The sequence below is a fragment of the Lentzea nigeriaca genome, from assembly GCF_016907955.1.
Taxonomy (GTDB): Bacteria; Actinomycetota; Actinomycetes; order Mycobacteriales; family Pseudonocardiaceae; genus Lentzea; species Lentzea nigeriaca.
This window is the reverse complement of sequence record NZ_JAFBCX010000001.1, coordinates 886,582-906,843: the sequence shown is the minus strand read 5'-3', so window position 1 is coordinate 906,843 and position 20,262 is coordinate 886,582. Positions and strand designations below refer to the sequence as shown.

28 protein-coding genes and 1 pseudogene are annotated in these 20,262 nt (G+C 69.2%); 10 read left to right on the top strand and 19 right to left on the bottom strand.

Going from position 1 to position 20,262, the window contains the following annotated elements; all coding sequences use genetic code 11:
- Nucleotides 1-188: 188 nt before the first annotated feature.
- Nucleotides 189-677 carry a transcriptional regulator BldD gene (bldD, locus tag JOD27_RS03410; protein WP_030471611.1) on the top strand — a complete coding sequence of 163 codons (489 nt, stop codon included), beginning with the start codon at nt 189-191 and terminating at the stop codon, nt 675-677.
- 4 nt (nt 678-681) lie between these two features.
- Here the strand turns inward: bldD and JOD27_RS03405 are convergent, their stop codons facing one another.
- Genes JOD27_RS03405 through JOD27_RS03395 form a run of 3 tightly spaced genes read right to left on the bottom strand, consistent with a single transcriptional unit; the run spans nt 682 to nt 3,136 of the window.
- Complete coding sequence (locus JOD27_RS03405; protein ID WP_204760583.1) at nt 682-1,449, bottom strand: helix-turn-helix transcriptional regulator; 768 nt, start codon at nt 1,447-1,449, stop codon at nt 682-684.
- Nucleotides 1,446-2,279, bottom strand: coding sequence for an alpha/beta hydrolase (locus tag JOD27_RS03400; RefSeq protein WP_204760582.1), 834 nt, complete (start codon nt 2,277-2,279; stop codon nt 1,446-1,448). The genes JOD27_RS03405 and JOD27_RS03400 overlap by 4 nt, the downstream gene beginning before the upstream one ends.
- Nucleotides 2,280-2,326: 47 nt before the next feature.
- Nucleotides 2,327-3,136, bottom strand: a complete 810-nt coding sequence (locus JOD27_RS03395; RefSeq protein WP_275591546.1) for a sigma-70 family RNA polymerase sigma factor — start codon at nt 3,134-3,136, stop codon at nt 2,327-2,329.
- Between the two features lie 89 nt (nt 3,137-3,225).
- On the opposite strand from JOD27_RS03395, the gene JOD27_RS03390 reads away from it, so the two are divergent.
- On the top strand, nt 3,226-3,927 hold the full coding sequence (locus tag JOD27_RS03390) for an SDR family oxidoreductase (protein WP_239566303.1): 702 nt from the start codon (nt 3,226-3,228) through the stop codon (nt 3,925-3,927).
- Between the two features lies 1 nt (nt 3,928).
- Here JOD27_RS03390 and JOD27_RS03385 read toward each other — a convergent pair whose 3' ends face one another.
- Genes JOD27_RS03385 through JOD27_RS03375 form a run of 3 tightly spaced genes read right to left on the bottom strand, consistent with a single transcriptional unit; the run spans nt 3,929 to nt 5,355 of the window.
- Nucleotides 3,929-4,102 carry a DUF397 domain-containing protein gene (locus JOD27_RS03385; RefSeq protein WP_204760581.1) on the bottom strand — a complete coding sequence of 58 codons (174 nt, stop codon included), beginning with the start codon at nt 4,100-4,102 and terminating at the stop codon, nt 3,929-3,931.
- Complete coding sequence (locus JOD27_RS03380) at nt 4,077-4,925, bottom strand: helix-turn-helix domain-containing protein (protein WP_204760580.1); 849 nt, start codon at nt 4,923-4,925, stop codon at nt 4,077-4,079. Before JOD27_RS03380 ends, JOD27_RS03385 begins: the two co-directional genes overlap by 26 nt.
- Before the next feature lie 10 nt (nt 4,926-4,935).
- Nucleotides 4,936-5,355: a hypothetical protein gene (locus JOD27_RS03375; RefSeq protein ID WP_204761200.1), complete on the bottom strand. Its 420-nt coding sequence runs from the start codon at nt 5,353-5,355 to the stop codon at nt 4,936-4,938.
- Nucleotides 5,356-5,376: 21 nt separating this feature from the next.
- On the opposite strand from JOD27_RS03375, the gene JOD27_RS03370 reads away from it, so the two are divergent.
- Nucleotides 5,377-6,018: an HD domain-containing protein gene (locus JOD27_RS03370; RefSeq protein ID WP_307829856.1), complete on the top strand. Its 642-nt coding sequence runs from the start codon at nt 5,377-5,379 to the stop codon at nt 6,016-6,018.
- Between the two features lie 27 nt (nt 6,019-6,045).
- Here JOD27_RS03370 and nusB read toward each other — a convergent pair whose 3' ends face one another.
- Genes nusB through JOD27_RS03355 form a run of 3 tightly spaced genes read right to left on the bottom strand, consistent with a single transcriptional unit; the run spans nt 6,046 to nt 8,139 of the window.
- Nucleotides 6,046-6,465, bottom strand: a complete 420-nt coding sequence (nusB, locus tag JOD27_RS03365) for a transcription antitermination factor NusB (RefSeq protein ID WP_204760578.1) — start codon at nt 6,463-6,465, stop codon at nt 6,046-6,048.
- The gene (gene efp, locus JOD27_RS03360; RefSeq protein WP_204760577.1) at nt 6,465-7,031 is read right to left on the bottom strand and encodes an elongation factor P; all 567 of its coding nucleotides are present in this window, start codon (nt 7,029-7,031) and stop codon (nt 6,465-6,467) included. Before efp ends, nusB begins: the two co-directional genes overlap by 1 nt.
- 31 nt (nt 7,032-7,062) lie before the next feature.
- Complete coding sequence (locus tag JOD27_RS03355) at nt 7,063-8,139, bottom strand: M24 family metallopeptidase (protein WP_204760576.1); 1,077 nt, start codon at nt 8,137-8,139, stop codon at nt 7,063-7,065.
- Nucleotides 8,140-8,174: 35 nt separating this feature from the next.
- Here JOD27_RS03355 and JOD27_RS03350 point away from each other — a divergent pair, with 35 nt between their 5' ends.
- Nucleotides 8,175-8,579, top strand: coding sequence for a B-4DMT family transporter (locus JOD27_RS03350; protein ID WP_204760575.1), 405 nt, complete (start codon nt 8,175-8,177; stop codon nt 8,577-8,579).
- Here JOD27_RS03350 and JOD27_RS03345 read toward each other — a convergent pair.
- From JOD27_RS03345 to JOD27_RS03310, 8 genes are all read right to left on the bottom strand, one after another.
- Nucleotides 8,565-8,942, bottom strand: a complete 378-nt coding sequence (locus JOD27_RS03345) for a VOC family protein (RefSeq protein WP_204760574.1) — start codon at nt 8,940-8,942, stop codon at nt 8,565-8,567. The genes JOD27_RS03350 and JOD27_RS03345 overlap by 15 nt on opposite strands.
- A 38-nt stretch (nt 8,943-8,980) precedes the next feature.
- Nucleotides 8,981-9,412 (bottom strand): type II 3-dehydroquinate dehydratase, encoded by a 432-nt coding sequence (gene aroQ, locus JOD27_RS03340; RefSeq protein ID WP_204760573.1) that lies wholly within the window; start codon nt 9,410-9,412, stop codon nt 8,981-8,983.
- Nucleotides 9,409-10,518, bottom strand: a complete 1,110-nt coding sequence (gene aroB, locus JOD27_RS03335; protein ID WP_204760572.1) for a 3-dehydroquinate synthase — start codon at nt 10,516-10,518, stop codon at nt 9,409-9,411. Before aroB ends, aroQ begins: the two co-directional genes overlap by 4 nt.
- A complete protein-coding gene (locus JOD27_RS03330) occupies nt 10,515-11,021 on the bottom strand; it encodes a shikimate kinase (RefSeq protein WP_204760571.1) in 507 nt (168 codons plus the stop codon). Before JOD27_RS03330 ends, aroB begins: the two co-directional genes overlap by 4 nt.
- Nucleotides 11,018-12,217, bottom strand: coding sequence for a chorismate synthase (aroC, locus tag JOD27_RS03325; protein ID WP_204760570.1), 1,200 nt, complete (start codon nt 12,215-12,217; stop codon nt 11,018-11,020). Before aroC ends, JOD27_RS03330 begins: the two co-directional genes overlap by 4 nt.
- Before the next feature lie 13 nt (nt 12,218-12,230).
- Nucleotides 12,231-12,683, bottom strand: coding sequence for a prepilin peptidase (locus JOD27_RS03320; protein WP_204760569.1), 453 nt, complete (start codon nt 12,681-12,683; stop codon nt 12,231-12,233).
- 399 nt (nt 12,684-13,082) lie between these two features.
- On the bottom strand, nt 13,083-13,538 hold the full coding sequence (locus tag JOD27_RS03315; protein ID WP_204760568.1) for a PTS sugar transporter subunit IIA: 456 nt from the start codon (nt 13,536-13,538) through the stop codon (nt 13,083-13,085).
- A complete protein-coding gene (locus JOD27_RS03310) occupies nt 13,535-13,771 on the bottom strand; it encodes a PTS sugar transporter subunit IIB (protein ID WP_109641667.1) in 237 nt (78 codons plus the stop codon). The genes JOD27_RS03315 and JOD27_RS03310 overlap by 4 nt, the downstream gene beginning before the upstream one ends.
- 110 nt (nt 13,772-13,881) lie before the next feature.
- Here JOD27_RS03310 and JOD27_RS03305 point away from each other — a divergent pair, with 110 nt between their 5' ends.
- Genes JOD27_RS03305 through JOD27_RS03295 form a run of 3 tightly spaced genes read left to right on the top strand, consistent with a single transcriptional unit; the run spans nt 13,882 to nt 16,217 of the window.
- On the top strand, nt 13,882-14,637 hold the full coding sequence (locus JOD27_RS03305) for a GntR family transcriptional regulator (protein ID WP_307829854.1): 756 nt from the start codon (nt 13,882-13,884) through the stop codon (nt 14,635-14,637).
- Nucleotides 14,634-15,917, top strand: coding sequence for a PTS transporter subunit EIIC (locus tag JOD27_RS03300; protein WP_204760567.1), 1,284 nt, complete (start codon nt 14,634-14,636; stop codon nt 15,915-15,917). Before JOD27_RS03305 ends, JOD27_RS03300 begins: the two co-directional genes overlap by 4 nt.
- A 33-nt stretch (nt 15,918-15,950) precedes the next feature.
- Nucleotides 15,951-16,217, top strand: coding sequence for an HPr family phosphocarrier protein (locus JOD27_RS03295; protein WP_204761148.1), 267 nt, complete (start codon nt 15,951-15,953; stop codon nt 16,215-16,217).
- Nucleotides 16,218-16,421: 204 nt separating this feature from the next.
- Here the strand turns inward: JOD27_RS03295 and JOD27_RS44500 are convergent.
- Nucleotides 16,422-16,784, bottom strand: a pseudogene (locus JOD27_RS44500) (phosphatase PAP2 family protein); the annotation flags it as partial.
- 231 nt (nt 16,785-17,015) lie between these two features.
- On the opposite strand from JOD27_RS44500, the gene JOD27_RS03290 reads away from it, so the two are divergent.
- The 3 genes from JOD27_RS03290 to JOD27_RS03280 are packed head-to-tail and all read left to right on the top strand — an operon-like array spanning nt 17,016 to nt 19,422.
- A complete protein-coding gene (locus tag JOD27_RS03290; RefSeq protein ID WP_204760566.1) occupies nt 17,016-17,690 on the top strand; it encodes a response regulator in 675 nt (224 codons plus the stop codon).
- Between the two features lie 32 nt (nt 17,691-17,722).
- The gene (locus JOD27_RS03285) at nt 17,723-19,036 is read left to right on the top strand and encodes a sensor histidine kinase (RefSeq protein ID WP_372441663.1); all 1,314 of its coding nucleotides are present in this window, start codon (nt 17,723-17,725) and stop codon (nt 19,034-19,036) included.
- Nucleotides 19,033-19,422, top strand: coding sequence for a hypothetical protein (locus tag JOD27_RS03280; RefSeq protein ID WP_204760564.1), 390 nt, complete (start codon nt 19,033-19,035; stop codon nt 19,420-19,422). Before JOD27_RS03285 ends, JOD27_RS03280 begins: the two co-directional genes overlap by 4 nt.
- 96 nt (nt 19,423-19,518) lie before the next feature.
- Here the strand turns inward: JOD27_RS03280 and JOD27_RS03275 are convergent, their stop codons facing one another.
- Nucleotides 19,519-20,238, bottom strand: coding sequence for a class I SAM-dependent methyltransferase (locus JOD27_RS03275; RefSeq protein ID WP_204760563.1), 720 nt, complete (start codon nt 20,236-20,238; stop codon nt 19,519-19,521).
- Between the last annotated feature and the right edge of the window lie 24 nt (nt 20,239-20,262).

Here is a 20,262-nt window from a genome sequence, read left to right as displayed (position 1 = left end):
CTGACCTGCACCGTATCACCTACGGACGGTCAACCATCCGAGTGGTGTGCCAGGCGTGGCGCGCGTCTCGTCCTGAGATCAGCTTGACCTGTCGACCACGGCGAGTAATCATTACTCTGCGTATCGATCTAAGCCTCCCCGCAGCACCGCCGTACTGCTGACGGGGCGAATGAACGGAGAACCGCCACATGGGCGACTACGCCAAGGCGCTGGGGGCCAAGCTCCGCGCTATCCGCCAGCAGCAGGGCCTGTCCCTGCACGGCGTCGAGCAGAAGTCCGGCGGTCGCTGGAAGGCCGTGGTCGTCGGCTCGTACGAGCGCGGTGACCGAGCGGTGACCGTGCAGAAGCTGGCCGAACTGGCCGACTTCTACGGGGTTCCCGTCGCCGAGCTCCTGCCTGAGGGCCGCGTGCCGTCGGGTGCCGAGCCGGCCACCAAGATCGTGATCAATCTCGAACGGCTCCAGCAGTTGCCGGTCGAGAAGGTCGGCCCGCTGGCCCGCTATGCCGCGACCATCCAGTCGCAGCGCGGTGACTACAACGGCAAGGTCCTCTCCATCCGCACCGAGGACCTGCGCTCACTCGCGATCATCTACGACATGACGCCGGGTGAGCTCACCGAGCAGCTCATCGACTGGGGTGTGCTGCCTCCCGAGGCCCGTCCCGCGAAGGAAGACTGAGCACTCACGCTTTTGCAGCAGTGGCTCCCTCACGTCCTGTTAGTCGCCCTGGGGACGTCGAGGGGGCCATTGCTGCATTCAGGGGATCCAGCGTGGCCGGTCGCGCAGCGCCGGCGCCGAGCGAACCGCTCAGCAGGTCGCTCAGGTCGTGACGCTGCGCATGCTCGCCGGTGAGCGTCGCCGAGGCGATCCGGTCCAGCCGGAAACCCCTTCCTGCTCGGCGCGTGCGGCACCAGGCGATGAGGTACCACCTGCCGTCGGTGGTGAGCAGCCCCGCGGGTTCCACCACGCGTTCGGTGTCCTGCCCGGCCGCGTCGCTGTAGGTGAGCCGCAGCACGGTGTTCGTGGCCAGCGCCTGGTGCACCGCCTCCCTGACCTGGGCGTCCGTTCTCGACGGCAGCGCGACGATGCGGGCGGCGAGGTCACCGGCCGCGGCCGTCGCGGGACCGTTCAGCACCGCCGCGATCTTCTGGAACGCCGTGCGCGCGGCCTTGGAGCCGTCGGCCCCGGCGAGGGCGGCGGCCAGCACCGCCGCCTCGTCCGGGGTGAAGTGGATCGGCGGCAGGGTCATCGCGGGTTCGATCGACCAGCCTCCACCGCGTCCCGGCGTGGTCCGCACCGGGACACCGGTCTCCATCAACGCCTGCAGGTCGCGCTGCACGGTCCGAGTGCTGACTTCGAGCCGGGTGGCGAGCGTCGCGACCGTCAACGACCTCGGCGCCGCCGCGCGCAACTCCTCCACCAGCGCGTACAGCCGGGCTGTGCGGTTCACAACACCGATCCTGCCAAGAAGTCCTGCTCGCGGCGCCGGTCTCGCTCGGTGATCGTCAACGGGTGCAGCGTGAAGCCGTGCATCGCGCCCGCGACGACGCCGAACTCCACGGGCGCCTGCCACCGTCCGGCCAGGGCCACCGAGTCATCCAGCAACGGGTCCTCGGCGCCGACGACGATCCGGGCGGGCGGCAGTCCGGTCAGGTCGGCGAACAACGGCGAGACCGCCGGGTCACGGCGTTGCTCGGCGGTCATCCCCGGTGTGAACAGTTCGTAGGTGCGTTGCAGCCTCTCGGTTTTCGGCGTCGACAGGTCATAAGCACCGAACACGAGGTTCGCCGCCCGGAACACCCCTGGCACGCGCAGCAAGGTCAGGACACTCAGGTGAGCACCGGCCGACTCGCCGCCGATCAGCAGCCTGCTCGTGCCGAACTCGGCCTCGGCGTGCTCGGCGAGCCACCGCGCGACGGCCTCGCAGTCGTCGGGCGCTGCCGGGAACGGGTGCTCCGGAGCCAGCCGGTACTCGACGCTCACCACGGCCAGCCGTGTTTCCCTGGCGAGCCGCCACAGCCGCTCGTCCTGCCCGTCCGCGGAGCCGAACGACCAGCCGCCGCCGTGAATGTGCAGGTACACGCCGTCGATGTGGTCCGGCATGAACACCCTGACCTTGACGCCCGCGACCGTCCGGTCCTGGCCCTGCGGCAGCCTGACCGGTGGCGTGTGGCCGCCGAGCCGGTTGCGCCGCAGGACCTCCAGCGGCGCGACCGGCATCTCGAACCTGCTGTTGAACTCCAGGGTTTCGGTGAGGCAGTCCTCGTCGATGATCTTCATGTCGCAGACGTTCGCACCCGTCCGCGACACCGTCCTGTCACCCTTTCTCAAGAAACCAGCGCGGCGAGCTGATCTTTGTCCTGGATGACGTGAATCGCGACGATCTTGTCGTCGCGCACCGTGAACGCCATCGCCGAGAACAGCACGCCGTCGACCCGGCTGACGAACCCGGCCTCGCCGCCGATGAGCGCGAGCTGGATGTCGGCCATCGTGGCGTACTTGCGGAACGTGCTGGCCCGCCCGGCGACCGTCCGCCCGCCGATGACCTCGAGGTCGCCCGCCTTGAGCGTCACGTCGGGGTGCAGCACCGACACCAGGCCCTCCAGGTCCCCTTCACGCGACGCCTTGAGGAACGCGTTCACCACTTCCCGCTGCTTCGGCAGGTCGACGTTCGGCCGCGGCCGGTCCTGCACGCGTTTGCGCGCCCTGCTTGCGAGCTGACGGGTGGTGGCGGGCGTCTTGTCGATCAACGGCGCGATGTCGTCGAACGGCACCGCGAACATGTCGTGCAACACGAACGCCAGCCGCTCGTCGGGCTTGAGCGTGTCGAGCACTACGAGCATCGCGAGCCCGACCTCGTCCCTGGCGACGGCCTGGTGCTCGGGCTCCTCGCTGATGTCGATCACCGGGTCCGGCATCTCGAACGCGTGCTCACGCCTGTCCCGCAACATGTTCAGGCACACCCGCGCGACCACGGTCGTGAGCCAGCCCTGCGGGTTCTCGACCTCGCTGGTGTCGGCCTTGTCGACCCGCAGCCACGCCTCCTGCAACGCGTCGTCGGCCTCCGCGAACGACCCGAGCATCCGGTGGGCGATCGCCCTCAGCCGGGTGCGTTCCTGCTCGAACTCCGCGATCAAAGCTTCCCCCTGTGGCCTGGCACACACCGTGTCACGTTCTCGGGCGCCGCCGGGTCGACCGGGCAACAGCGTCCCATTGGAGGGTAATCATGAAGATCCTCGTCACCGGCGGCACCGGCACCCTCGGCAAGCACGTGGTCCCGTCGTTGCGCGCGGCCGGCGCTGAGGTCATCGTGCTGAGCAGGCATTCAGGCCTGGTGTGCGATCTGCTCACCGAGGTGCCGAAGATCGACGCCGACGTCGTGGTGCACCTGGCGGGCGGGCAGAAGGGCGACGACATCGCGACCCGCAACCTGCTCGCGGGCTGCGCGGGTGTGCGCCACTTCGTCTACATCTCGGTGATCGGCGCGGACACCGTGCCGCTGACGTGGTTGCGCACCAAGCTCGCCTGCGAGAAGGCCGTCGAGTCGTCGGGCATCCCGTTCACGATCCTGCGCGCGGCCCAGTTCCACGACCTGACACTGACCATGGTGCGCGGTCTCGCGAAGCTGCCGATCGTGCCGGTGCCGGGCATGAGACTGCAGCCGGTCGACGTCCGCGACGTGGCCGCGCGGATCGGCGAACTCGCGCTGGGTGAGCCCGCCGGACAGGTGGCGGACCTGGCCGGGCCTGCCGTGTACGAGATGAAGCAGCTCGTGCGGGACTACCTGACGACGGTCGGCAAGCGTCGGCTCACCGTGCCGGTGCGGTTGCCGGGCAAGGCCGGGAAGGCCTACCGCGGCGGGCAGAACCTGACCTTGGACGGCGACCACGGCACCCACACGTGGGAGGAGTTCCTGGCCGCCGTCTGAGTCAGACGGTCGCGATGAACGTGCGCCAGGCCGAGGTGCTGAACGCCAGCACCTCACCGGCCTGGTTCTTGGAGTCGCGGACGAGCGCGTCGTGGGCGAGCGAGACCTCCACGCAACTGCTGTCCTCCGTGCCACCGCTGTAGCTGCTCTTACGCCAAGTGCGGTCCTGGGACATCGAGTTCCTCTCGCGGTGCGCTGACGTACTCCGCCAGCTTCTCCCGCGATTGTTGCTCATCCAGGGCGATCTCATCCAGGCGATTGAAGATCAACCTGGTCCGCACGATGGCACCCGGATCCTGTACGAACAGCTTCGCCAGGTCGGAGTCGTGGTGAGCGACGGGCGGCGCCTTGTCGAACTCGAACAGCATCAGCCCGGCCGAGATCGCGGGGACGTCAGCGGGCACGATTCGGATCATGTGCACGTTGAACAGCAGCTGGAGATACTGATCCTCCATGACCTGGTCGTCGCCGAACCGCTGCCGGAGGGCCAACTCGTGGAGAAAGAACACGCACTCCGGCCGGTTGTGCTTGCGCAGGATCGCCTGGCGGTCGGCGCGGATCTGCACGAGTTCCGGGATCCGTTCCGCCACGACGAAACCGGACCGCCGGAAGACCCCTTCCGCGTACTCCCGCGTCTGCAGGAGACCGGACACGGTCAGCACGTCGTAGCTGAAGACCTTCGTCGCGGTGGACTCAGCCAACGCGAGTGTGCGCAGGTTGCCGGGCACCTGCACGATGTATTCCTCGAAGGCGTTGCGGTACCGGCGCTTGAAGTGTTCGAAGTAGTCGACATCCTTGCCGCACAACGTGAGGAACTGCACCAGGTCGACCTCGCTGGGCCGTGCCTTGCCGTGCTCCAGGTTGGAGACCTTGCTCGGGTCCCATCCGAGCCGGACAGCCATCTTGGCGGCGTTCAGTTCGGTGCAGGTCTCGCGCAGGCGGCGCAGTTCGTCGCCGAGATCGCGGCTGTACGCGGTGGAGGGTGTGCTGAAAGCCATGTGCCCGACGCTATGGCGTGTTCTTGGAACACGATACTGGCTCGTTCGGGTGAAAACAGATCACCGCGATCGTACGTCCCGCCCCGAGCAAGGGTCCTGCGGGCAACGCGAAGCCTACCCAGTACGCGATCTCGAACGGCAGCAGGGCGAGTGCCAGCGTCTTGCCGGATCGGCGGCCGCGCCAGAGCAGGCTTCCGGCGATCACCTCCGCGCCGCACACGGCGGCGAAGCCCGCGAGCAGCGGCACCGTGGTCGGTATGCCTGCCTTCTCGAACGGTCCGTGCCCATAGGTGGGGAAACCCATGAACCGCCAGACCTCACCATGCCGTGCGTAGTGCACGGCGCCATAGACGGCAGGCAATCCGAAGCCGAGCCCCGACAGCACCGCGAAACCTGCCGCCAGCCTGGACGAGATGGTCGCTCTGGTCATCGGTCTTCCTATCCTGGCGGGGTGACCACTTCCGACACAGATCTTCTCGCCGATCTCACGCCGCTGCCGTCCGGACTGGACTCCCGGCTGCACGAGCACCTGACGTTCCTGATCGAGGTCGACAAGCTGAAGACGGTGCTGCGCGCGTCCCCACTCGCGGCCGCCGACCGGCGCGAGAACGACGCCGAACACTCGTGGCATCTCGCGCTGATGGTCATGGTGCTGGCGGAGTACGCCGACGAGCCGATCGACGTCGGCCACACGGTCAAGCTCGTGGTGGTGCACGACCTGGTCGAGATCTACGCGGGCGACACGCCGATCTACGACACCGAGCTGGGCAAGAGCCAGGTGGAACGGGAAGAGGCCGCCGCGGACAAGCTGTTCGGTCTCCTGCCGGAGGACTCGGGCCGGGAGCTGCGGGCGTTGTGGGACGAGTTCGAGGCGCGGGAGACGCCGGAAGCGCGGTTCGCGAAGGCCGTGGACCGGTTCCAACCGCTGTTGCTCAACTGGATGGCCAAGGGCGGAACGTGGCGCACGCCCGGTGTCACCGCGGACGACGTGCGCAGTCGCAAGGCGGCCATCGGAGAGGGCTCGACGGTGCTGTACGAGACGGCGATGCACCTGATCGACGAGGGCGAACGCCGGGGCTGGGCACGTAGCTAGTGCACAACCCCGGCGTGCGGAGTCGAGCTAGAGGACAGCGCGCAGCTGGTCCGCGATCACCGCGATCCGGCCCAGCACGCCGTTCACGAACCGCGGCGAGTCGTCGGTGGACAGGCCCTTGGCCAGTTCCACGGCCTCGTCGATCGCGACCGCGTCCGGCACGTCGGCCGCCCACAGCAGCTCGTACAGGCCGATGCGCAGGACCGCGCGGTCGACCGCCGGCATGCGCTGCAGGGTCCAGCCCTCGGCGTGTTCGGAGATGAGGTCGTCGATGCGCGCGCGGTGGGCGGTGACGCCCTCGACGAGCGTCACCGTGTAGTCGTTCACCGGCGGCACGTCCGGGGACCCGACGCGCGAGGCCAGCAGCGTCACGGGGTCGCTGCCGAGGAGGTCGGCTTCGTAGAGGAAGTCGACCGCGCGCTTGCGGGCCTTGCTGCGAGCGCCCATTACTTGTCGCTGACGCGGCCGAGGTAACGGCCGTCGCGGGTGTCGACCTTGATCTTCTCGCCGGTCGTGACGAACAGCGGGACCTGGATCTCGGCGCCGGTCTCGAGCTTCGCGGGCTTGGTGCCGCCGGTGGAGCGGTCGCCCTGCAGGCCGGGGTCGGTGTGCTCGATCACGAGCTCGACCGAGGTCGGGAGCTCGACGAACAGCGGCACGCCCTCGTGCGTGGCGACGACCGCCTCCTGGTTCTCGAGCATGTAGTTCGCGGCGTCACCGACGGTCTCGGAGGGAACCGGGATCTGGTCGTAGGTGTCACCGTCCATGAAGATGAAGTCGGTGCCTTCCTTGTACAGGTAGGTCATGCCGCGCTTGTCCACGGTGGCGGTCTCGACCTTGGTGCCCGCGTTGAAGGTCTTGTCGACGACCTTCCCGGTCAGCACGTGCTTGAGGGTCGTGCGCACGAAGGCGCCACCCTTGCCGGGCTTGACGTGCTGGAACGCGGTGACGGTCCACAGCTGGCCGTCGAGGTTCAGCACCAGGCCGTTCTTCAGGTCGTTCGTGGTGGCCACGGTGGAATTTCTCCTGTGATTGGACGAGGTGTCAGACGACCACGAGTTCCTTCGTGGTCAGGGTGAGGAGCTCCGGTCCGCTTTCGCGCACCACGAGGGTGTCCTCGATGCGGACTCCGCCCCGCCCCGACAAGTAGACGCCGGGCTCGACGGTGACCGCCATACCGGCCGAAAGTGTACCGTCACCCGCCTTCGACAACGCCGGTGCCTCGTGGATCTCCAGCCCGACCCCGTGCCCGAGGCCGTGCAGGAACTCCTCCCCGTGCCCGGCCTTCTCGATCACCTCGCGCGACGCGTGGTCGACGTCGCTCACCCTCACGTCCGGCTTCAGCGCGTTCCGTCCGGCCGCCTGCGACCGCGCGACCAGGTCGTACAGCTCGACCTGCCAGTCGGCGGGCTTGCCGAGCACGAGCGTGCGGGTCATGTCCGAGTGATAGCCGTCGACGAGCGCACCGAAGTCGAGCTTGATGAAGTCGCCCACGTGCAGCGTCGCGTCGGTCGGCGAGTGGTGCGGCACCGCCGAGTTGGCGCCGAACGCCACGATCGAGGCGAACGACGGCCCCTCGGCACCGTGGTCGAGCATGCGGCTCTCCAGCTCGCGCGCGACCTCACGCTCGGTCCGGCCTGCCCGCAGCCCGCCGTGCCCGATCAACGCCGCCAGCGCCCGGTCCGCCGCCGCGCAGGCCATCCGCAGCGCCTCGATCTCAATCTCGTCCTTGACCAGCCGCAACGTCTCGACCAGCCCGCTCGCCTTCGTCAGCTCCGCCTTCTCCGCGGCCTGGTTCAGCGCTTCGAGGCCGTCGACGGTGACGTGGTGGCTCTCGAACCCGAGCCTGCCCTTGGCCTTCTTCGCGAGCGTGAGATCGCACGGCCGGTCGATCAGCCGCTCCAGGTCCGGCACCTGCTTGGCCGACTGCGTGAGATACCTGCCGTCGGTGCAGAACACCGACTTGTCGTCGCCGGTCGCGTCGATCAGGACAGCGGCATTCGATCCGGTGAACCCCGTCAGATAACGGACGTTCAGCAGGTTCGTGACGAGCAGCGCGTCCAGACCCGTGGCCTGGAGCTCCTGGCGCAGTGCGGTGCGGCGTGCGGCGTACGACGACATGTCTCGCAGCGTACGGCCAGTCCTAAGCTGTCCGCATGCATCCTTGGTTCGTGCGTGCGTTGTGGATGGGGCTCCTGCACGGGGCCGTGCAGACGGGCGTGGCAGCCGTGGGCGTCCGCAGCCCCGAAGCCACGTCGATCCGCCCGATCGCCATCGGCCTGCTCATCGCCGCCGCCGTGATCTGGGGCGCGGTCGACCGCCTCCGCGAACTGCCGTCGGGCGGCATGCAGTGGTTCATCGCCGCGCTGATCGCCGGACCGTTCGCCGGTGCCCTGGGCGTGATCGGGTCGGCGTTGCTGGTCGACCAGACCGGGCAGGAAGCCCTGTGGGTGGCGCTGACGGGCGGGGCGGCGTTCACGGCGTTGCTGGTGCTGGCGCCGGCCGGGCTCGGGATGCTGCTGGGCGGGTTCCTCGTGCAGAAGGACTCAGCCCGCGATTAGCTCGACCTCGAAGCCGTCGTCGTTCTCCAGGAACGCGGCGTAGTGATCTTCGCCGCCCGCGTACGGGTGTTTGTCGGCGAACATCAGGTGCCAGCCGTGATGCTGAGCCGCTTCGGTCAGGCGGTCGACGTTGTCGCTCGTGCCCGCGTGCAGGGCGAGGTGGTTGAGGCCTGCTTTCATCCGATCGTGTGGACCTGTCAGGGCTGGGGACTGCTCGACCACGACGTAGGTCTCGTCGAGCTTCCAGCTGACGCCCGCGTTCCAGCGCTGGTGCTCGGTCCAGCCGAGTTCGGTGAACAACCAGCCGAACGTGGCTTCGGCGCGGGCGAGGTCCGGCACCCACAGCTCGACGTGGTGAAGCATCCCGTCATCCCTCGACACGGCCGCGCCTGCGGCGTGAACTACTTCTGCTTGAGCGCGAGCCAGCGCAGCGCCAGGAGGTAGCCCTCCACGCCCAGTCCCACGATCACGCCGTTCGCGATCGCCGAGATGACGCTGTGGTGCCGGAACTCCTCGCGCTGGTGGATGTTCGAGATGTGCACCTCGACCAGCGGCGCCGTGAGCTGCGAGCAGGCGTCGCGCACCGCGATCGAGTAGTGCGTCCAGGCGGCGCCGTTCAGCACCACGGGGGTCGAGGCGTCGGCGGCCTCGTGCAGCCACGCGACCATCTCGCCCTCGTGGGCGGTCTGGCGGACCTCCACCTCGAAACCGAGCTCGCGCCCCTCGGCCTCGCACATCTCCACCAGGTCGGCGTAGGTCGTGCTGCCGTAGACGTCCGGCTCGCGGGTGCCGAGGCGGTCGAGGTTCGGGCCGTTCAGGACGAGGACCTTCACAGCAGCACCTTTCCGGAGCCCTGCGTCGGCTCGGCGGCGACCGCGGAGTAGGCGGCCGCGATCAGGGCCGGGTCCGGGCCCTCCAGGCGGCCCGGCTTGGCGAGGCCGTCGAGGACCACGAAGCGGAGCACGCCCGCCTTGTTCTTCTTGTCGACCTTCATGCCCTCCATCAGCTGCGGGAGGGCGTCCGGGTCGTAGGAGGTCGGCAGGCCGAGCAGTTCCAGGACGCGGCGGTGGCGGTCCGCGGTCTCGTCGTCGAGGCGGCCTGCCAGGCGTGCCAGTTCGGCGGCGAAGACCAGGCCCACGCTGATGGCGGCGCCGTGGCGCCAGCGGTAGCGCTCGCGGCGTTCGATGGCGTGGCCGAGGGTGTGGCCGTAGTTGAGGATCTCGCGCAGGGACGACTCGCGCAGGTCGCTCGTCACCACGTCGGCCTTGATCTGGATCTTGCGGCGGACCAGCTCGGCGAGCACCTCACCGGTCGGATCCGACGCGGCCCGGGGATCGGCCTCGATCAGGTCGAGGATCACCGGGTCGGCGATGAAGCCGCCCTTCACGATCTCGGCCATGCCGGCGACGAGTTCGTTGCGCGGCAACGTTTCCAGGGTGGCGAGGTCGACGAAGATGGCGTCCGGCTCGTAGAACGTGCCGACGAGGTTCTTGCCCGCGTCGGTGTTGATGCCGGTCTTGCCGCCGACCGCCGCGTCGACCATGCCGAGCAGCGTCGTCGGGATGTTCACCAGGCGCACGCCGCGCATCCACGTGGAGGCGACGAAGCCCGCGAGGTCGGTGACGGCGCCGCCACCGAGACCCACCACGACGTCCTGACGCGACAGGCCGATCTTGCCGAGCACGTCCCAGCAGAAGCCGGCGACGGCGAGGTCCTTGCCGTCCTCGGCGTCCGGGATCTCGACGCGGTGGGCGTCGGCGCCCGCGGCCTTGAGCTCGTCGACCAGAACCTCGGCCGTGGCGGCCAGGGTCGGCTGGTGGATGATCGCGATCTTCGCGGTGCCCTTGAGGTGGTCCACGATGTCGCCGAGCAGGCCGCGGCCGATCGTCACGTCGTAGGGCTTCTCCGCGGCGACTCGGATGCGCACGGGCTCGGTCATTCGCTGGCTCCCTTGATCACCGCGTCGGTCACCTGCTCCGGGTCGAGGGCGTCGGTCAGCACCTCGATCGTCGCAACCTCGCGGTACAGCGGCAGGCGCGCGTCCAGCAACGCCTTGAACGTGGCGCGCGGGTTGACGCCGGAGAACATCGGGCGCGCGGTCGACAGCCCGGTGCGGCGCACGCCCTCGGCCATGCCGACGTTCAGGAACACGACCGTGTGGTTCTCGAGCAGCTCACGGGTCCGCTGCGACAGGATCGCGCCACCGCCGAGCGCCAGCACGCCGTCGTGCTCCGCGAGCGCCTTGGCGACCGCTTCCTCTTCCATGGCACGGAAAGCCGGTTCGCCGTCCTGGGTGAAGATGTCCCCGATCGCCCTGCCGGTGGCCTCGACGATGTCGGCGTCGGTGTCGCGGAACACGAGGCCCAGCCGCTTGGCCAGCAGTTCGCTGACCGTGGTCTTGCCGGCCCCGGGAGGACCGACCACGACGAACTTCGGGCTCACATGCCCTCCCAGCGGGCTTCCAGGGCCTTCAGGTACGCGTGGGCGTTGCGGCGCGTCTCGTCGAGCGAGTCGCCGCCGAACTTCTCCAGCGCGGCCTCGGCGAGCACCAGCGCCACCACGGACTCCAGCACGACGCCCGCACGCGGCACGGCGCAGACGTCCGAGCGCTGGTGGATCGCGACGGCGGGCTCGCCGGTACGGACGTCCACAGTGGACAGTGCACGTGGGACGGTCGAGATGGGCTTCATCGCCACGCGCGCACGGAGGATCTCGCCGTTGGTGATGCCGCCTTCGAGGCCACCGGCGCGGTTCGAGCGGCGCGTCACGCCGACCGGGCCGCTGCCGCGGTCGATCTCGTCGTGCGCCTGCGAACCCCAGCGCTTGGCGGAGGTGAAGCCGTCGCCGATCTCCACGCCCTTCATCGCCTGCACGCCCATCAGGGCGGCGGCCAGGCGCGCGTCGAGGCGGCGGTCCCAGTGCACGTGCGAGCCGAGGCCCGGCGGCAACCCGTAGGCGAGCACCTCGATGACGCCGCCGACCGTGTCGCCGGCCTCCTTCACGGCCTCGACCTCGGCCACCATCGCGTCCGTGCCGCGCTGGTCGAAGCAGCGCACCGGCGACTCGTCGATGGCGGCCAGGTCGTCCGGCGTGGGCAGCGCGCTGTCCTCGGGCGTCTCGGCCTTGCCGATCGACACCACGTGGCTCAGGATCCGCACGCCCAGCAGCTGCTGCAGGAACTGCCGCGCCACCGTGCCCAGCGCCGTGCGGGCCGCGGTCTCGCGGGCGCTGGCGCGTTCGAGAACGGGCCGTGCCTCGTCGAAGCCGAACTTCTGCATGCCGGGCAGATCGGCGTGACCGGGCCGGGGCCGCGTGAGGGCCTCGTTGCGGCCGGTCGGCTTGAGCAGGCTCGGGTCGACCGGGTCGGCGGACATCACGGTCTGCCACTTCGGCCACTCGGAGTTGCCGATGGTGACCGCGATCGGGCCGCCCTGCGTCTTGCCGTGGCGCACGCCGCCGAGGATCTCGACCTCGTCCTGCTCGAAGCCCATGCGCGGGCTTCGGCCGAACCCGAGCCTGCGCCGCCCGAGCTGGGCGACGAGGTCGTCGGTGGTCACCTCGACACCGGCGGGCATGCCCTCCAGGACGGCGACGAGGGCGGGGCCGTGTGACTCTCCAGCGGTGATCCAGCGCAGCACGTTCACAATCCTTTCACAGCGTCGTCAACGCCCAGGTGGCGGCCAGCAACCCCGGACCGTGCGGCACTCCGCGGCTGCGCCGGATGCCCGCGAGCGCGAGGGTGACCGCACTGGACAGGATCGCCGCAGGCAGGAGCGACGGCAGCGCGAGCGGCGCGCCGAGCCCGAACGCGAGCTTCACGTCTCCGCCGCCCATCAGGCGCGGGCGCCACGTCCGGACAGCGAGATGAGCACCACCGAAAAGAAGCACGGAGACGACCGCTTCTCCCAGCCTGTGGAACTGCAGGAGCAGCAGCGCGGCGCCCAGCGGGAGGGTCAGCGCGTCCGGCAACCGGCGGTGCCGCAGGTCTGTCAGCGCGAGCACGATGCCGAACCAGGCCAGCAGGTAGGACGAGGGCGGTGCGTCCAGGGCGGCGGCGACCGTCCACAACGAAGCCAGCAACGACGCGAGCAGGACCGTGGTCATGGCACCACGGTCCTGCTCGGTACGACTCGGGCACAAATCGCGACCGGTCGTGAACGGTCCGTTCACGCACGGCACCACCGTGCCTCAGCTCAGGCTGGGAAAACGCCCGAACCGGTGCCACGGCAGGCTCACACAGGGGGTACCCCCTACCGGGGATCCCCTCGCAACCCAACCCAGCCAGCACCACCGACAAGATCGCCAACGCGTGCGCGCCCAGTACGCGGGGAGCTTTCGTACTCTCCGAACGCACGCGGGGAGCCTTCGTACGCTGCCGGACTCAGGCGAAAAGCCTTTCGCGTTCCACAGCGCACGCGAACAGCTTTCACTCTCCTCGGCGTACGCGGGGAGCTTTCGTACTCTCCTGGCGTACGCAAGGGCCCCGCGTACCGTCCGGCAACGTCAGCGAGACCAGTCGAACAGGGCGTCGTTCGCCGCCACGTCCACGTCCAGCGACACGTCGCCGAGCACCTCGGCGGAGGCGTCCAGCGCGATCACCGGGCAGATCGGCGCGAAGCCGGCAGCCTCGACCTCGGCCGGGTCCCACGTGACGATGCGCTGACCGGCGCGCACCTCCTCGCCCTTGACCACGTGCAGCTCGAAGCCCTCGCCCTTGCGCTTCACGGTGTCGATGCCGAGGTGGACGAGCACGGCCGCGCCGTCGCCGGTCGCGACCACGAACGCGTGCGGGTGCAGCGTCACGACCGTGCCGTCGACCGGGGAGACCACGTCGGACCGGGAACGAACCGGCTCGACGGCCACGCCGGGGCCGACCATCGCCTGGGAGAAGACCGGGTCCGGCACCGCGGAGAGCGCGACCACCCGACCGGCCACGGGGCTGCCGACGCGGAGGCTCACAGGAGGTCCTCGATGTCCGACGCGATGGTGTCCGCCTCGGGGCCGACGACGACCTGGACGACGTTGCCGGAGCGCATGACTCCGTGTGCTCCCAACGCCTTCAGGGCCTTCTCGTCCACGACGGAACCGTCCTCGAGCTCACACCGCAGACGGGTGATGCACGGCTCGATCTCGACGATGTTGGACGCGCCGCCCAGCGCGTCGATGATCTTCTGCGCCTTGTCGTCAGCCACGTTCGTACCTCTCGTTCCCGTAACAGCGGTTGACACCCGCTCGGTGCGCGGAGCATTCTCCCGCACCAACTGGTCTAGACCGGAAAGTACCACTGCGAGGAGGTGAGCGAGTGCACGAGATCGTGGACGGGCCCAAGCCCAAGCACGCACAACTACGCGAGATCCTGCGCCGGCTCGCCGAGCACGACCTCGCCCCCGGCTCGCCCATTCCGTCCGAACGCGACCTCGCCGAGCGGTACGGAGTGTCCCGCATCACAGTGCGCGCGGCAGTAGGCCAGCTGGTCGCGGAGGGCCTGCTGACGCGGGCCAAGGGGCGCGGCACGTTCACCGCGCGGCGCCGCTACGACCTGCAGCTCTTCCTGGCCTCGTTCACCTCGGACATGAAGGCGCGCGGGCTCGAGCCCAGCACCGAGGTGATCAGCTGCGGGCAGGCCGTTCCGGGTTCGAAGGCCTCGCTGGGGCTGGAGGACGACGAGTACGCCTACCGCGTCGTGCGGCTGCGCAAGGCCGACGGGGCGCCGTTGGCCCTCGAGGCCGGCTGGTACAGCCCGCACCTGCTGCCCGAGCTCGACCGGTGCGACCTCACCGGGTCGCTCTACGAGCTCTTCGCGGCGAAGTACGGGGTACAGCTCGACCACGCGAGGCAGACCGTGTGGGCCGAGACCGCCGACGCCGAGACGGCCAAGGCGCTCGACGTCCGCAAGGGCAGCCCGCTGCTCGTGTTCAGAAGGGTCGCCAGCTCTCAGGGGCGGCCGTGTGAAGACGTGACTTCCTGGTACCGGGGCGATCTCTACCAGGTGACCATGCAACTGGACCGGACCGTCCCGGGGACCGGACCGAACTCCGCCAAGGGAGGTACCCGATGAGCGCCAACACCGCAGATGTGGGCGGTCGTCAGATCAAGGGTCTCGCCACGTTGCAGCGCTTCGGTCGCAGCCTCATGCTGCCGATCGCCGTGCTGCCCGCGGCAGGTCTCCTGCTCCGCTTCGGCCAGCCGGACATGCTGGGCAAGGACGGTCTCGGCTGGAACGCCGTCGCCGCGGTGATCGGCGCGGCGGGCGACGCGCTGTTCAGCAACCTCGCCCTGTTGTTCGCGGTCGGCATCGCCGTCGGGTTCGCCCGGCGCGGTGACGGTTCCACCGCACTCGCCGCCGTCGTCGGCTACACCGTGCTGACCAGCGTCTTCAAGGCCATGTCGCCCCTGGTCCTCGACCAGCCGACGGATCCGGCCGCGAAGCCCGCGCTGATCAACTACGGCGTGCTCGGCGGCATCATCGTCGGTATCACCACGGCACTGCTGTGGCAGCGATACCACCGCATCAAGCTGCCTCCGTACCTGGCCTTCTTCGGCGGCCGCCGGTTCGTGCCGATCATCGTCGCCGGCGTCATGGTGCTCTTCGGCGTCGTGCTCGGCCTCGTGTACCCGTGGTTCAGCGCGGGCCTCACCGCGGTCGGCGAGTGGGTCACCGGCAGCACGATCATCGGTGCGTTCATCTACGGCACCGTCAACCGCCTGCTGATCCCGCTCGGCCTGCACCACATCGTCAACAACGTCGTGTGGTTCCAGTTCGGCACCTACGAGGGCAAGACCGGTGACATCCCGCGCTTCCTCGCGCACGACCCGAGCGCCGGCACGTTCCAGACCGGCTTCTTCCCGATCCTGATGTTCGCCCTGCCGGCCGCCGCGCTCGCGATCGTGCACACCGCGCGGCCGAACCAGCGCAAGATCATCGGCGGCATCATGGGCTCCGCCGCGCTCACCGCGTTCATCACCGGTGTGACGGAGCCGCTGGAGTTCGCGTTCATGTTCGTGGCGTGGCCACTGTACGTGATCCACGCGGTGCTGACCGGCACCTCGCTCGCGATCTCGAACGCGCTGGGCGCGCACGACGGCTTCTCGTTCTCGGCCGGTGCGATCGACTTCATCCTGAACTGGAACATCGCGACCAAGCCGTGGCTGCTGATCATCCTCGGCCTGATCTACGCGGTGGTGTACTACTTCCTGTTCCGCTGGGTCATCACCAAGTGGAACCTGAAGACGCCGGGTCGCGAGGACGACGAGTCGCCGGAAGCGGACGAGAGCGTCGTCGCCACGGCCGAGCGCACCTCCGCCGGCTCCGAGAAGCCCGCGAAGAACGAGAAGTAGCCAGCACAACCAGCTCTACCGGGAGGAACCATCATGGCCGAGCGACGGGTCACCGTGGCCAGCAAGGTCGGACTGCACGCCCGACCGGCCGCACTGCTGGCGAAGGCCGCCGCCGACCAGCCGGTGACGGTCACCATCCGCAAGGACGGCGGCGAAGCCGTGGACGCGGCGAGTGTGCTGGGTCTGATGACCCTCGGCGCTATGCACGGTGACGAGGTGGTGCTCAGCGCCGACGGGGACGGAGCGGACGCCGCTCTGGACGCCATCGCCGAACTGATCGCCACCGACCACGACGACTGAGTCGTGCCCGGATCGTGAGTGGTCATGGTCGCCCCGACGGCCAGGACCACTCACGGTCCACCCGAAGTGCAGAACGACCCCCGCGGTCACGACGCCGGCCAACGTCGGCGGCGTGGCCTGCGGGTACGTCACCATCAGCCACACCCCGCCCGCGGCGAGCGCGGGCGGCACGACCAGGCCCGCGGTCCACTTGCGCAGCACCAGGAACGCGATCGTCGACACCAGCAGCGCCGCGCCGAGCGTGTCGCTGAACCGGTGCCAGCCGAGCGACACCGTCTCCGCGGCCACCGCACCGGCCCCGAGCGCGCCGGGCACCGCCACCACGAGGGCGAACCGCTTGGGCACGGCCATGGTCACCGCGATCACCGAGGCCACCGCAGCGGTCGTGTGTCCACTCGGGAAGCTGTTGTGCACCAGCACCGCTTCGTCGTCCAGCGCGGGCCGCACCAGCACGTAGAGCTTCAGCAACTGCGCCAGCAACACCGACCCTCCGAGCACCAGCAACGGCGGAAACGCCTTCTTTCGCGCTATCAGGATCACGAGCGCCGCCGCGACGAGGATCGCCATGTCGACGTCGGACGCCCACGAACGTTGCAGCGACAACTCTGGCAACGCGGCGTTCTCCGCCTTCTGCCCGAACGACGTCCACACCAGCGCGAAGTACGTGAACAGGAATCCCACCAAGCTTCCGGCCATGCCCACGACACTCCGCGCGCCGGTCTACGGGAACGTCCACGCCATGTCATGGTTCCGCTACAGAAACGCCGTATCCGCTGTCGCCTGCCGATAATGGATCTCGTGGCGATGGTGTTGCTGGTCGAGGACGACCCGTCCGTGCGTGAAGGACTCGGCTTGGCGCTGCGCCGCCAGGGCCACGACGTCCGAGCAGCGGCAACAGGCGAGGAAGGCGTGGAGCGCCTGCGCGAGTCACGCCCCGACATCGTCGTCCTCGACATCATGCTGCCGGGCATCGACGGCTTCGAGACGTGCCGCCGCATGCGCGCGCAGGCCGAGGTGCCGATCATCATGCTGACCGCGCGCGGCGACGACTTCGACGTGGTGGCGGGCCTGGAGGCAGGCGCTGACGACTACGTGGTGAAGCCCGTCGAACCGCGGGTCCTGGAGGCCCGAATCCGCGCGGTGCTGCGCCGAACCGTCTCCGAACCGTCCACTGTGGAGCGTCACGGTTCGCTGATGATCGACCGTGCGGGCCTGCAGGTGCTGAAGGACGACGTGAAGGTCGCACTGACCCCCACCGAGCTGAAACTCCTGCTGGAACTGTCCCGCACCCCCGGCCGCGTGCTGACCCGCCAGCAGATCCTCGAGGCCGTCTGGGAACACGACTACCTGGGCGACTCCCGCCTCGTCGACGCGTGCGTCCAACGCCTGCGCGCCAAGATCGAGGACGTCCCCTCCGAGCCCCGCTACGTCCACACGGTGCGCGGTTTCGGCTATCGCTTCGGCCCGCGATGAGGTCGTTGTTCCGAGGCCTGAAGCCGCGTCTGATGGCCGCTTTTCTGCTGCTGACGCTCCTCGGCGCGGTGGCAGCGGCAGGCGCCTCCTACGCGACCGCCCGCAACCTCCTGCTGGAGGACGCCCAGATCACCTTCATGAACCCGCTCGTGGAAGACGTCCGCAACTACGCCCCGCGCCTGACCGTCCCACCGGCACAACAGGACCTCGACGACTTCGGCACTTTCCTGCGCGGCTCGGCAACCGTGGTGTACCAGGGCATGCGCGCTCGTAACACCCCCGATCCCTCGGTGGCGGTCCCGGCGGAAATGCGCGAGGCGTTGAGGTCGAGCAGAACGGTCCTCTGGCAACGCCGCACAGACCAAATCGAACCGTACGTGGTCATCGGCATCCCGCTGCTCCGCGCCGACGGCACCCCGACCGGCGTGGAAGTGCTGGCGTGGACAACGTTGAACGGCCCGCAACGCGCCATCGACAGCTTCGCCACCGCAGCCTGGGTAGGCGTCAGCCTCGTGCTCCCCCTGGCCGTCGGCTTGGCCCTCTTCACCGCCAGGGGCGTCCTGCGCCCAGTCCGCCGCCTGGGCGACGCGGCCCGCGCCCTCGGCTCCGGCCGTCTGGACACCCGCGTCGACGACCGAGGCTCCGACGAACTGGCCGACCTGGCCCGCACGTTCAACCGCGCCGCCGAACAACTGGAGTCCTCGCAAGCGGCTTCCCGCCGCTTCGTCGCCGACGTCTCCCACGAGCTCCGAACCCCGCTGACCGCGATGAACGCCGTGACAGCCGTCCTGGACGAAGACGCCGCCTCCCTCCCCGAAGACACCGCGGTGGCGGCCCGCCTGGTCTCCACCGAAACCCGCAAACTGACCCGCCTGGTCAACGACCTGATGGAGATCTCCCGCTTCGACGAGGGCCGCAACGTCCTGGAGCTGGACGACTGGGACATCAGCACAGCCGTCCGCGACTCCCTGACGGCCAGAGGCTGGTCCTCCTCGGTTCAGGCCTCACTCCCCGACGGCATCACCGGCCGCGTGGACCGCCGCCGCCTCGACGTGATCGTCGCGAACCTCGTGGGCAACGCCCTGAAACACGGCGGCGCACCTGTGCGGGTGGAGGTGCGGCCCGGCGTCATCGAGGTCTCCGACAACGGCCCCGGCATCCCACCGGACGCCCTCCCCCACATCTTCGACCGTTTCTACAAGGCAGACACGGCCCGCTCCCGTTCCGAGGGCAGCGGGCTGGGATTGGCGATCGCATGGGAGAACGCCCGCCTGCACGGCGGCACCATCGAAGCGGCCAACGCGCCCACCGGCGGCGCCCTCTTCACCTTGCGCTTGCCCTGGTGATCCTCTCGGCCTGCGGAGTCCGCCCCACCCCGATCCTGAGCGGTGCGGAGGCCCCCACCGTCTCGTCACACGAACTGACCGTGTACCTCCTGTCGGCCAAACACGACGAACTGGTCCGCCGAACCCGCGCCTACTCCGGAAACGTCGACACCGCGACCGCCATCAACCTCCTCGTGGCCGGACCCACCGATGAGGAGAAGAAACTCGGTCTGACCACCGATGTCCCCGGGAGCTCCTCGCGGGTGTACGCGGTGTCGAACGTGATCGTGCTGCCCGAGGACATGGGCCCGCTGTCGAAGATGGCGCAGTTCCAGCTCTACTGCACGGCAATCGCGAGCCGGGCGAAGGTGGAAAACGTGCCGGTGTCGGGCTTCAACTGCCCTTAACCCTGGGAAACCGCGATGCGAAGCGAGCCGTCCGGCCCCTCCACCGGACCGGCAGCCGACCGCGAGACCGGACCACCGGCGGCCGCACCAGAGTGCTCAGGAATCGCTGCCGGCCTGCAGCACGAAGAACAGGAAGCCCAGGAAGCGCGTGCCGGTGAGCTCGGGGAACAAGTCGCGGGCGGCGGGCACGGGCGGCGGTTCGCTGATCATGGTCATGTGGAAGCCGGCCTCGGTGAACGCTTCGGTCATCGCGTGCAGCGGACGGTCCCAGAATCTCATCTGAGCGGTCTGGCCGCCCATGATCCATTCCTCGGTCCGTTCGCGGGTCTGGAAGTAGTTGGGCTCGTCCCCAGCCGCGCGCTGCATGAGGTGGATGGCGAAAGGATGCTCGACCGAGACGATGAGCCGGCCGCCAGGGGTCAGCACGCGGCGCAGTTCGGCCAGTGTCGGTCCCCAGTCCTCCAGGTAGTGCAGCACCAGGGACGCGATGACGTCGTCGAACGTGTTGTCGGGAAAGGGCAGCGGGTCGGCCAGGTCGCCGACCCGCAGGTCCGCGTCGGCGCCCAGCCGCTTTCGGGCCAGCTCCAGCATTCCGGCGCTCGCGTCGATGCCGGTCACGATGGCGCCTCGATCGCGCAGCTCGGCGAACAGGGCGCCCGAGCCGCAGCCGGCGTCGAGGATCCGGCGGCCCGTCACGTCGCCGGCGAGATCCAGCATCGCGGGCCGTTCGTAGTACGCGTTCAGGAGGCTCGTCTCGTTCTCGGCCGTGTACCCCTCGGCGATGCTGTCGTAGTCGTTCACCTGAACCGGAGTCATGCCCCCAGGACGTCCCGAGCGGCG